Consider the following 12,360-nt stretch of genomic DNA (forward strand, 5'->3'; position numbering starts at 1 on the left):
ACGACCGGGCGAGGGTGTCAGTGTCCCTTCGCCAGGTAGTTCTCCAGCCAGTGGATGTCATAGTCGCCGTTGGCGATGTCAGGATTGCCCACCAGATCCTGGAACAGCGGCAGCGTCGTCTTGATGCCGTCGACGACAAACTCGTCGAGCGCGCGGCGCAGGCGCATCATGCATTCGACGCGGTTGCGCCCATGCACGATCAGCTTGCCGATCAGGCTGTCGTAGTAGGGCGGTATGCGGTAGCCGGAATAAACGCCCGAATCGACGCGCACGCCAAGCCCGCCCGGCGTGTGGAAATGGCTGATCGTGCCCGGCGAGGGCGTGAAGGTTCTGGGATCCTCGGCATTGATGCGGCACTCGATGGCATGGCCCTCGAAGCGCACGTCCCCCTGGCTCGACGACAGACCGCCGCCGGAGGCCACGCGGATCTGTTCGTGCACCAAATCGATGCCAGTGATGGCTTCGGTCACCGGATGCTCCACCTGCAGGCGCGTGTTCATCTCGATGAAATAGAACTCGCCGTTCTCGTAGAGGAACTCGATGGTTCCGGCGCCCGAATAGCCGAGATCGGCCATGGCCGTGGCCACCGTCTCGCCGATCTTCATGCGCTGCTCGACATTCAGCGCCGGGGAGTTTGCTTCTTCCCAGACCTTCTGGTGGCGACGCTGCAGCGAGCAGTCGCGCTCGCCCAGATGGATCGCGTTGCCGGCGCCGTCGCCCATCACCTGAACCTCGATGTGGCGGGGCTTTTCGAGATATTTCTCGATGTAGACCGCATCGTCGCCAAAGGCCGCGCCGGCTTCGCTGCGCGCCGTGGAGAGCGCTTCCGAAAGATCCGCTTCCGTGCGCGCCACCTTCATGCCGCGGCCGCCGCCGCCGGCCGACGCCTTGATGAGAACCGGATAGCCGATCTCGGCGGCGATGCGCTTGGCGTCGCGGTCGTCGGTCACCGCGCCGTCGGAGCCGGGGACGACGGGAATGCCGAGGTCGCGCGCCGTTCTCTTGGCGGTGATCTTGTCGCCCATGATGCGGATATGATCAGCCGAGGGGCCGATGAAGGTGATGTTGTGTGCGGCCAGTATGTCGGCGAACTTGGCGTTCTCGGAAAGAAAGCCGTAGCCGGGGTGGATCGCGTCGGCTCCCGTGATCTCGCAGGCGGCAAGGATCTGATGGATGTTCAGATAGCTGTCGCGAGAGGGGGGCGGTCCGATGCAGACGCTCTCGTCGGCCAGCCGCACATGCATCGCGTCGGCATCGGCGGTGGAATGCACGGCGACGGTCTGAATGCCGAGTTCCTTTGCGGCGCGCAGGACGCGTAGTGCGATTTCGCCGCGATTGGCGATGAGGATCTTGTGAAACATGCGCGGCGGTCCCGGGCTATTCGATCACGACCAGCGGCTCGCCATACTCGACCGGCTGGGCATCCTCGAAGAGGATTGCCGTTACGGTTCCGGAGCGCGGCGCCGGGATCTGGTTCATGGTCTTCATCGCTTCGATGATGAGCAGGGTCTGCCCTTCCTTCACCGGCTGGCCCACCTCGATGAACGGGTTGGCGCCGGGTGCGGGAGATTTGTAAGCCGTGCCGACCATGGGCGAGGGGACGGCATTCTTCGAATCCGCCTGGCTCGCCGCCTTCTCTTCCACGGCGCGGGGGGCGGCCGATTGCGCGGCGGGGGTCGGTGCGGCAGCGGGCGGCGCATAGGCCTGCATGGCAGCCGCCGCGGCCTGCTTGGAAACCCGGATGCGCAGTTCGTCCTGCTCGACCTCGATCTCGGTCAGGTGCGTCTCATTCAGGATCGCTGCAAGCTCACGAATGAGCTGCTGATCGATTCCCGTCTTCTTTGTTGACATGTTTTCGTCCTGCTTTTTTTCTCAGCCCTGCAAGTGGGCGGCGAGCGCGTCAAGCGCGAGTACATAACCGATTGCGCCCAAACCGCAAATCATCCCTTTCGCGGCAGGCGCGATCATCGAGACATGGCGGAAGGACTCGCGAGCGTGAATGTTTGATATGTGCACTTCGATCACGGGAAGGGGGCTGACCGCCCGCACGGCATCATGCAAGGCGATCGAGGTGTGCCCGTAGGCACCCGGATTGATGACGACGCCCACCGCCTTGTCGCCGGCCTCGTGTATCCAATCGACCAGGTCACCCTCGTGGTTGGACTGGCGGAAAACGATCTCGAAACCCAACTCCGCGGCCCTGCGGGTGCAGGACTCTTCGATCCCCGCCAGCGAGAGGGAACCGTAAATTCCCGGTTCCCGTTTGCCGAGCGCGTTGAGATTGGGTCCGTTCAGAATGAAGACTGTCTTAGCCATAGGTCCCCTTGGCCCCATCCGGCGCCCTTCCAAGCTCCTCTATAGAGGGCTTAGACCGTGCCGCAAAGATCGCAAGGGGCTTCTTTCGCTGTCCACAAAGGGCTGGCAGCTCGCGCCGCCGCCCCCAATCGTCCGTTTATCTCAGCATTGCGTGTCGAGACAGGCTCGCGCCTCCTCGATCTTTTCCAGAAGGGCGTTCTTTCCGAGCGCTCCGAAGACGACATTCTTGCCGATCACATAGGCCGGCGTGCCGGTGACCGCGAGCTGATTGGCAAGCTCATAGGTCTTGGCGAAACGCTGCTGGATGCTGGGGTCGCCCATCTCGGCACGCAATTTCGCCTCATCGACGCCGATTCCGGTCGCGATCTTCATGGCCACGTCGCCATTGGCGCGCGTCTCGCCGCCGAGCAGCTTCTCGTGGAATTCAGCGTATTTCTCCGGCGCGATCGCATGGACGGCCATCGAGACCACATGGGCGTCGCGGGATTCCGGCGAAAGGATCGGGAATTCCTTCAAGACGAACCGCACGTCGTCGTTTTCTTCGACCAGCGCCTGCATGTCGCCCAGCGCGCGCTTGCAGAAGCCGCAATTGTAGTCGAAGAACTCGACCACCGTGATCGGGGCTTCGGGATTGCCGAAGATGCCGTCGAACTCGCTGTTGAAGATGGCGTCGCTCTGCTTCTCCAGAACCTGGCGCTGTGCCACCTCCTGCTCTTCGCGCTGTTTTTTCTCGAGGGCGTCCTGCATCTCGAGCAGGATCTCGGGATTCTGGAGCAGATAATCCCGAACGATCTGTTGCACGGCGGCGCGGTCGGTGTCGGCCGCTGCGGACGCCCCGCTGCTTTCGGCGAATGCGGGGGCAACACCCGGCAAGGGGGCCAGCAGCAGCGCGCTGGCCGTCAGGAGTACGCCGGTTTTTCGGAGAAATTGCATGGTCGGTTCCAATTCGTGGACGTCGCGGGGTTCAAGTGTCAGTGTCTTGTGTTCCAAAAAGGTTCACGACCGCTCACCGGGCTGCTTGTACTGGATGATGTCCTGCGCCCGCAGCCAGCCCGGAGACCCCGGTTTCAGCCTTTTCTGGGCGCGGATCGCAAACAGCTTGGCATCCCTGTACTGGCCGGAGTGGAAATGGCCTTCGGCGGTCGCAAGCTCGGCGGCGGCGACGTCGCCCAACTGCCCGTAAGCCTGGGCGAGATAGCGATAGCCGTTGGCGAATTCCGGCTCTCGGGACAGGCCGGTCTGCAGCTCGGAGGCAGCCTTCCTGACGAGGTCCGGCTTGCCGGTCGCCATGAGCGCCTGGCCATATCCCACCTGCAGGAGGCCGGGCGTTCCAGGAGCCAGGGAAAGCGCCTTCGCATAGGCATTTGCGCCGTCTTCTGCCCGGTTGAGCTTGATCAGGATGTCGCCGCGCAGCTCGTGGAGGTAGGGATTGCGCGGCAGGGCCGCTATCAGTGCGTCCGCCTTCTTCAAGGCATCGCGCGGGTTTCCGTAGAGATAGGTTGCGATGGCACTGCCGTAGCGGGCGGGGATGCCGCCCGGATCGCTCCGGAACAGGCGCGAAGCCGCGTTCGCTCCCTCGGTATAGGCGGCGATCTTGGCCCGCATCATGTCGTGCCGCAACTGCAGCTCGGGCGGGTCCTTGCGGTCGAAATAGCGGCTCTTGCGCGCCAGTTCCTCAAGGTTGGCGATCCGCTCGCGCGGCAGCGGATGGCTGATCTGGTAGGGATCGACGTTGACGCCCGCCAGCGCCAGGCCACCGGCCAGCCGCTCGAAGGTGGTCAGCATGCCCTTCGCGGACTGCCCGGTCTTGTTGAGGTAATCGATCGCGGTGCGGTCGGCGGTGGCCTCTTCCGAGCGCTGGTAGCCCAGCAGGCCGCGACGGGCCATCTCGGCACCGCCGGCGGCAAGGCCGACGCCGGCCTGGGCCAGCCCGCTCGTCTTCGAGGCGGCGCCCGCAACGCCGGCGCCGATGCCCAGCAGTGCGGAGACGACCGCCATGGTCTGCGCGCGCTCGATCTGCTGGCGCAGCCGCTCCTGATGACCGCCGGCGATATGCCCCGTCTCGTGCGCGATGACACCGATGATCTCGTTCGGCGTCTCCGCCTCCATCAGCGTGCCGGTATGGATGAAGATGCGTCGTCCGGCGACGAAAGCGTTGAAGCTGCGGTTGTTGACGAGGATGATGTCGATCCCCGAGCGGGACAGGCCCGCCGCCTTGAGGATCGGCTGTGCATAGTCGAGGACCAGCGCCTCGATCTCCGCGTCGCGCACCACGGCAACGCGTCGCTGTGCGGCTGCCGGAGGCACCGAAAGGACCACGAAGTGCGCGGTGATCAGAAGCAACGCAGCAATGCGTGTCGACACGGCGCCTGATATGAAGCGTTCTGCAAACATGGCTGAGATTGGTAGACGAGCATAAAGGCGATGGGAAGGCCAAACGCGGACCGATCATAGAGTTTTGATCGGTCCATGGTTTCTGCGGTGACCGGTGCGTCCAGCTTCCTCTTGAAGCAAAAAGCCGGCGCATTGCGCCGGCTTTTCTTGTGAAAGTCTATGCCGATCTTCAGGTGACGGCTCAGAAGAACCCCTTGCGCTGCCACCAGCCGGTCTTGCGGGGCGCATCGGTTTTCTCCGGTTCCGAGGACGAGACGACCACCGGCTCGAGCTTGGCCGCGGCCTCGTCTTCGCTCTTTGCGGCCTTGCGCCTGCTGGGCCGCTTCTTGGGCGCGGCTTCCGGCTCCTCGGCGGGCGCCGCCTCGACCGGGGCAGCAGGCTCTTCGGCCTCCGCCTGCGCGGCCGCGGCGCTTTCCGGAGCGGGGGCCTCTTCGTCCTTGGCCGTGCTCTTGCGGGCGCGGCGGCGCGGTTTCTTGGCGGGCTTTTCTTCCGCCGGAGCCTCTTTTTCGGCAACCACGGAGGCGGGGGCCGGAGCCTCGTCCTCCTCGGCGGGCGCGATTTCCGCGGTCGCCGTCTCGGCCGGAGCCTCCTGGGCTATCGCCACCGGCTCGCTTGCGGCTTCCGCGCCATCCTCTTCGGCGGTGGCCGAAGCTTCGTCGGACTGCTCCTCCCGGCGATTGCGGCGTCCGCCGCGCTTGCCGCGATGCCGCTTCTTGCGGTCACCATTGCCGGCTGCCTCGGCGTCTTCGGATGCCAGCGCTGCTTCGGTCTCGGTTTCAGCCTCGGCGGTGTCGGCGTCCTGGGCGGTCTGCTCGTCCTGGAAAGCCTCGCTCTGGGCCTCGCCGTGGGCCGCAGCGCCGTTGCCGCCGCGGTTGCGACCGCCGCGCCGCTTGCGCCGGCGCCGGCGCTTGCGGGAATCGCCGTCCTCGCCTTCGCCTTCGCCACCGTCGGCAGCGGTCGGCGCGACATCCTCTTCCGCCTCGACCGGTATGGCCACGGGAGCCTCGACGGGCGCGTGTGCGGACTTGTCTGCCAGCTGGCGTTTGACAATGGCGAAGTGCTGGTGGCCGACCTCGTCATCGGCCTCGACCATGATGGAAACCCCGAAACGGCCCTCCATCTCGATCAGGTTGGCGCGCTTCTGGTTGAGCAGATAGAGCGCCGTGGAGGACGGGGTGCGCACCACGATGTCGTTGCGCGAATCCTTGAGAAGATACTCTTCGATCGAGCGGGCGACATAAAGCGCAACGGAGGATTCGGAGCGGATCTGGCCGGTCCCGCCGCAATGGGGGCAGGGCTGCATGGTGCTTTCCAGCACGCTCGCCCGAATGCGCTGGCGTGACATCTCCAGCAGGCCGAAATGCGAGATCCGGCCCACCTGAATGCGGGCGCGATCGTTCTTCAGGCAGTCCTTGAGGCGCTTCTCCACCGCACGATTGTTGCGGTTCTCTTCCATGTCGATGAAGTCGATGACAATCAGGCCCGCCATATCCCGCAGGCGGAGCTGGCGGGCCACTTCCTCGGCCGCTTCCAGGTTCGTCTGCAGCGCGGTGTCCTCGATCGAGTGTTCCTTCGTCGAGCGGCCCGAGTTGACGTCGATCGCCACCAGCGCTTCCGTCTGGTTGATGATGATGTACCCGCCGGATTTCAGCGTCACCTGCGGTTGCAGCATGCGGTCGAGCTGGGCCTCGATGCCGTTTCCGGCAAAGATCGGCGTGACCTCGCGATAGGGCTGAACCACCTTGGCGTGGCTCGGCATCAGCATGCGCATGAAGTCCTTGGCTTCGCGATAGCCGTCTTCGCCGGCCACCAGGATCTCGTCGATGTCCTTGTTGTAGAGGTCCCTGACAGACCGCTTGATGAGGCTGCCTTCCTCATAGACCAGGGCCGGAGCAGTCGATTCCAGGGTGAGGGTGCGCACCTTCTCCCAGAGCCGCATCAGGTAGTCGTAGTCGCGCTTGATCTCCGCCTTGGTGCGGTTGGCGCCCGCCGTGCGCAGGATGACACCCATGCCGTCGGGAACTTCCAGATGGCGCACCACGTCCTTCAGACGCTTGCGGTCCTGGACATTGGTGATCTTGCGCGAGATCCCGCCGCCGCGCGCCGTGTTGGGCATCAGCACCGAATAGCGCCCGGCCAGCGAAAGGTAGGTCGTCAGGGCCGCGCCCTTGTTGCCGCGCTCTTCCTTGACCACTTGCACCAGAAGGATCTGGCGCCGCTTGATAACTTCCTGGATCTTGTAGTTCTTGCGCATGGGGCGACGGCGGTTCTGCGCCTCGTCGAGCGCATCCTCGGCGCCGACCGTGTCGACGTCTTCCTCCTCGGCCTCATTGTCGTCGGCGTGGGAGCCGCGGCCGCGCAGCTCTTCCGAAATGGTCTCGCCGGCCGCTTCAGCAGCCATGGCCGCCGTTGTCTCGCCGGCATCGAGATCGACGCCTTCGGCATCGTTCTCGTCGTTCGACTGGTCGCCCTTCTTCGCAGGTTTCTTGGCGTTGGCGCGCCGGCGCTTGCGTCCGCCCTTCTGCTTGGAGCGCGCTTCCTTCTCCTCGTCCTCCTCCTCGGCCTGGGCTTCCTGCGCCTCGGCCTCGATCAGCGCCTGACGGTCGGCCACCGGGATCTGGTAGTAGTCGGGATGGATTTCACTGAACGCCAGGAAACCATGCCTGTTGCCGCCGTATTCGACGAAGGCGGCCTGCAGAGAAGGCTCCACGCGCGTCACGCGCGCCAGGTAGATGTTTCCCCGAAGTTGTTTCTTGTCTTGCGATTCGAAATCGAATTCTTCGATGCGGTTACCGCGAAGGACGACGACCCTTGTTTCCTCCGGATGGGAGGCGTCTATCAGCATTTTGTTCGGCATAAATTCTTGTCTCCCCGGCACCGAACGATTGTCGGGCTGCGGCATGTGAGGCTCGCCTCAATCCGTTTCGACAGTCTGTGCCGGATAATCTGAGGTTCGCCAGCGTTGGCGGCCGCGCGAAAGAAGACCGGAACACCGTCGATGCGGTGTGTTGTCGTCCGGATCTTTTCCCAATCGCGCCTGAAGCCATTACATCGCCCGGCAGAACCGTTTCAACCAAGGCCCGAGGAGCGGGCCAGCTTTTGCTCACAGCGAGCCGGCGCGGGCATTGCCCGGCCGTTTTCCAAAGTCAGAGCTTCCATCGTGGGAAGGTGCCCTGAGAAATTCCTCTGAATCACCGCCCGTGCTGGTTTGCGGCGGCTGAGATGGTTTCCATCACTCATCGCCGGTGTCGGCTGGGACTCAAACCGCGGACGAATAGCGCGATGATTCAATGATGCTTTTATGATTTGACAAATCCATTGGCAACCCTGATTTCAATGCCGGGTCGCGAGAGGGTGATCGAAGAAGCGCGGTTTGCCGTGCCTTGGCTGTTTGCCTATCATGGTCCGGCGTCGCAAAACGGGCGCATCCATTTGCGAATGATTCGGGAGGCGGGCGGTTGTTTCCTGCCGTTCCGAAGGCCCTTGATGCGGCGAAGTTGCTCATGATTCACCGGGGAAATGCGGTTTTGCACAAGCCAGCGATCCTTTTCGCCGCTCTCTTCTGCATGATCCTCCTGGTTGTCGAGGGGGTGTCGGCCGAGCCGCCGCTCAAGGCCCATGGCTACAAGATGGCGGGCGACAGCCAATATACCCGCATCGTCATGCATTTTGATCGGGCGCCCGAGGTGAACTGGTTCCTTCTGCGCGACCCCTATCGGCTGGTCCTCGATCTGCCGGCGGCCGAATTCGCCTTCGATCCGCAGGAACTCGAGCCGCGCGGGCTCGTGAACGGCGTGCAGTACGGCCCGCTGGGCACCGGGCGGGCGCGCATCCTGTTCATGATGGCCGGCCCCTTCTCGGTCGAGACGGTGGAGACCGTCAAGAACGAGGCTTCCGAGGGATACCGCGTCATCGTGGAACTGCGGGCGGCGTCGACGGACGATTTCGACATGGCGCTGCGTGCGAGCATGGGGATCTCTGCCAGGCAGGCCTCGGCTGACGGCGGGCCGGCGCGCGACAAGCGCTTCACCGTCGCCCTCGATCCCGGCCATGGCGGCGCCGACGGCGGTGCCCGGGGCATCAACGGCACCGTCGAAAAAACCATCACCCTGATCTTCGCGATGGAACTGGCGAAAAAGCTGGAAGAGACAAAGCTCTACGACGTCGTCCTGACGCGGGACAAGGATCGTTTCCTGCGGCTGGACGAGCGTGTCCGGATCGCGCGGGAGAAGGGGGCGGACCTGTTCGTCTCCATCCATGCCGATGCGATCGGCATCGGCAGCATGCGTGGCGCCACGGTCTACACCGTGTCCGACAAGGCGTCAGATGCCGCCGCCGCGGCCACCGCCGCGCGCGAAAACCTGTCGGACGCGATCGCCGGCAAGGTCATCGAGGAAGAGAAGGACGAAGTCGAGGACATCCTGGTCGACCTCATCCGGCGCGAGACGCACGCTTTCTCCATACGCTTCGCGCGAACTCTGGTGGGCGAGTTGTCGGATACGCTGCACATGGTGAGAAACCCCCATCGCTATGCGGGTTTCCGCGTCCTGCGGGCCCCCGACATACCGTCCGTCCTGTTGGAACTCGGTTATTTGTCGAATCCAAGCGACGAAGCGCAATTGCGGGATCCCGAATGGCGATCCAGGACCATGGATGCGATCGTCACCGCCATAGGCTATTTCGCCAAGGCGCGGGTGGGGGCAGGTGGTTGACGGGGAGACGGCGGAGCATTTTGCGGTCAGGCGCAACGCCTGACGTCCGCACAAATGCGAAAATCAAAAAGACAGCGCGTCCTTTGTGACGCACGACGCTCCAGCGTTGCATGTCTGCAACGTCGCGTGGTTTAATGACGAAGCATTTCATGTGCGATTCAGTCGCCGCAATTTGCCCACAAGGCTCGGGCAAAAACAGTAGTGATAGATTTGTCGGACAGTTTGTCGGTCGTGCCTGCGGTTGCGCGAAAAGCGCCATGGTGCGACAGCGGTCCGGCAGGAGCAGGCCTATGCGCTGGCGCGGCGAAAGCGCATTCGGGGGCGGTCCGGCTGTTGGCGGTGCGGCACCTGCGAAAGATGAGGACGACCCTTGCAGCGTTCGCCGTGGCCGGCCAGAACGCGCGAGGCTTGAATTGGAGCGGGCATGATACGTCTGATCGGGTATTTCTTTGGCGTCGGCATCGTGCTTGCGCTGCTGGTTGCGGCGGGCGTTGCCATCTATGTCGGTGATCTGACGAAGGATCTGCCCGACTATGAGGTTTTGGCGAAATACGAGCCGCCGGTGACGACGCGCATTCATGCCACCGACGGCGCGCTGATGGCCGAGTTCGCCCGCGAGCGGCGCCTTTACCTGCCGATCCAGGCGATTCCCGACCGCGTCAAGGCTGCGTTCCTCTCGGCAGAAGACAAGAATTTCTACACCCATCCCGGTGTCGACGTGACCGGCCTGATGCGCGCCGTGCTCACCAACATGCGCAATTTCGGATCCGGCCGCCGGCCCGTCGGCGCCTCGACGATCACGCAGCAGGTGGCGAAGAACTTCCTGCTCAGTTCCGACCAGACCATGCAGCGCAAGATCAAGGAGATGGTGCTCGCCTTCCGCATCGAGCAGGCCTATTCCAAGGATCGCATCCTCGAGCTTTATCTCAACGAGATCTTTTTCGGCCTCGGCGCCTACGGTATCGCCGGCGCGGCGCTCACCTACTACGACAAGTCGGTGAACGAACTGACACTGGCCGAGTCCGCCTATCTTGCGTCGTTGCCGAAGGGGCCGTCCAACTATCATCCCTTCCGCAACACGCAGCGCGCCATCGAGCGCCGCAACTGGGTGATCGACCAGATGGTCGCCAACGGCTATGCGACGGAGGACGAGGGCGAAAAGGCAAAGGCCACGGGTCTCGAGGTCAAGCCGCGCCGGCGCGGGAGCTATCTGTTCGCCGGCGAATATTTCACCGAGGAGGTGCGGCGCGACATCATCTCGCGTTACGGCGAGGACGCACTCTACGAAGGCGGCCTGTCGGTCCGCACGACGCTCGATCCGAAGCTGCAGCTTTATGCGCGCACGGCGCTGCAGAACGGTCTGCTGCGCTACGACACGCTGCGCGGTTTCCGCGGTCCCGTCACGACGATCGACGTGTCGGGGGACTGGGGCGTGCCGCTTGGCGAGGTCGAGGCCCTGAGCGACGTTCCTGAATGGCAACTGGCCGTGGTTCTGGGAACGGAAGACGGCAGCATCTCCATCGGATTGCGCCCCGACCGCGACGTCTCGGGAGAGCTTTCCAAGACCCGGCAGACGGGAATCATCGCCGCCGAGGACATGCGCTGGGCGATGCGCCACGTGGTGGACGGCAAGCGCCTCAAGGCGAACGCGCCAGAGGAGGTGCTGAAGCCGGGCGACGTCGTGTTCGTCGAGAAGAAGGCGGATACGGAACGCTCGTGGACCTTGCGCCAGGTTCCCGAGATCGGCGGCGCGCTGGTTGCCATGGATCCGCATACCGGCCGTGTGCTGGCCATGGTCGGCGGGTTCTCCTATGCCGAATCGCAGTTCAATCGCGCCACGCAGGCCTATCGCCAGCCCGGTTCCTCGTTCAAGCCCATCGTTTATGCGGCCGCGCTCGACAATGGATACACGCCGGCCTCGGTGGTTCTTGATGCGCCGATCTCTATCCAGGTCGGCAACGACGTGTGGGAGCCGAAGAACTACGGCGGAAAGTTCGCGGGACCGTCGACCTTGCGCGCCGGCATCGAGCGTTCCAGGAACCTCATGACCGTGCGCCTCGCCAAGGACATGGGCATGAACGTCGTTGCAGAATATGCCGAGCATTTCGGCATCTACGACAAGATGTTGCCCGTGCTTGCCATGTCGTTGGGCTCCGGCGAGACGACGGTGATGCGTATGGTATCGGCTTATGCGGTGATGGCGAATGGCGGCAAGCAGATCACCCCGTCGTTGATCGACCGCATCCAGGACCGCTACGGCAAGACCGTCTACAAGCACGACCGGCGCGAGTGCGACGCCTGTGTCGCCAGCGAATGGGAAGGGCAGGGCGAACCCGAGGTGATCAATGATCGCGAGCAGGTGCTCGATCCCATGACGGCCTACCAGATCACCTCCATGATGCAGGGCGTGGTGCAGCGCGGCACGGCAGTGACGATCTCCGAGCTGGGCCGGCCGATCGCCGGCAAGACCGGCACCACCAACGACGAGAAGGACGCCTGGTTCATCGGCTACACGCCGGACATCGTGGTCGGCGTCTTCATGGGATACGACACGCCGCGCCCCATGGGCCACGGCTCGACGGGCGGTGGCCTGGCTGCCCCGATCTTCAAGGAGTTCATGGCCAACGCGCTGAAGGACATGCGCCCGGTCGACTTCCAGGTTCCCGAGGGAATGAAGATCATCCCGATCGACCGCAAGACGGGCATGCAGGCCAGTGCCGGCCAGCCCGGCGTGATCATGGAGGCGTTCAAGCCGGGCACCGGCCCTGCCGACAGCTATTGGGTGATCGGTATGGAAGATCTGGAGAACGCCGGCGGCCCCCGCGCGATCTCGCCGCAGGCCAACCGCGCCGTCAATTCGGGTGCCGGCGGGCTCTACTGATCGTGTAACGACGGGGGCATGCCCGCTTTACACGGGCCGGCATGCTCCCTATGTTCC

Annotated in this window: 8 protein-coding genes; 2 read left to right on the forward strand and 6 right to left on the reverse strand. The window is 63.9% G+C overall.

The window, feature by feature from the left end:
* Positions 1-17 precede the first annotated feature (17 nt).
* From accC to NUU27_RS09865, 6 genes are all read right to left on the reverse strand, one after another.
* Entirely contained in the window at positions 18-1,361 is a 1,344-nt protein-coding gene (gene accC / locus NUU27_RS09840) for an acetyl-CoA carboxylase biotin carboxylase subunit (protein ID WP_257761922.1), read from the reverse strand.
* A 16-nt stretch (positions 1,362-1,377) separates the two neighbouring features.
* A complete protein-coding gene (gene accB / locus NUU27_RS09845; RefSeq protein ID WP_257761923.1) occupies positions 1,378-1,851 on the reverse strand; it encodes an acetyl-CoA carboxylase biotin carboxyl carrier protein in 474 nt (157 codons plus the stop codon).
* Between the two features lie 21 nt (positions 1,852-1,872).
* The gene (aroQ, locus tag NUU27_RS09850; RefSeq protein ID WP_257761924.1) at positions 1,873-2,316 is read right to left on the reverse strand and encodes a type II 3-dehydroquinate dehydratase; all 444 of its coding nucleotides are present in this window, start codon (positions 2,314-2,316) and stop codon (positions 1,873-1,875) included.
* Positions 2,317-2,457: 141 nt separating this feature from the next.
* The gene (locus NUU27_RS09855) at positions 2,458-3,249 is read right to left on the reverse strand and encodes a DsbA family protein (protein ID WP_257761925.1); all 792 of its coding nucleotides are present in this window, start codon (positions 3,247-3,249) and stop codon (positions 2,458-2,460) included.
* A gap of 63 nt (positions 3,250-3,312) precedes the next feature.
* A complete protein-coding gene (locus NUU27_RS09860) occupies positions 3,313-4,710 on the reverse strand; it encodes a M48 family metalloprotease (RefSeq protein WP_257761926.1) in 1,398 nt (465 codons plus the stop codon).
* 181 nt (positions 4,711-4,891) lie between these two features.
* Positions 4,892-7,567: a ribonuclease E/G gene (locus NUU27_RS09865; protein ID WP_257761927.1), complete on the reverse strand. Its 2,676-nt coding sequence runs from the start codon at positions 7,565-7,567 to the stop codon at positions 4,892-4,894.
* A gap of 646 nt (positions 7,568-8,213) precedes the next feature.
* On the opposite strand from NUU27_RS09865, the gene NUU27_RS09870 reads away from it, so the two are divergent.
* Both NUU27_RS09870 and NUU27_RS09875 read left to right on the forward strand, forming a co-directional pair.
* Positions 8,214-9,422 (forward strand): N-acetylmuramoyl-L-alanine amidase, encoded by a 1,209-nt coding sequence (locus NUU27_RS09870; protein ID WP_374566295.1) that lies wholly within the window; start codon positions 8,214-8,216, stop codon positions 9,420-9,422.
* 424 nt (positions 9,423-9,846) lie between these two features.
* Positions 9,847-12,303, forward strand: coding sequence for a penicillin-binding protein 1A (locus NUU27_RS09875; RefSeq protein ID WP_257761929.1), 2,457 nt, complete (start codon positions 9,847-9,849; stop codon positions 12,301-12,303).
* The last annotated feature ends 57 nt before the right edge of the window (positions 12,304-12,360 follow it).

The organism is Nitratireductor sp. ZSWI3 (genome assembly GCF_024655565.1).
Taxonomy (GTDB): domain Bacteria; phylum Pseudomonadota; class Alphaproteobacteria; order Rhizobiales; family Rhizobiaceae; genus Nitratireductor.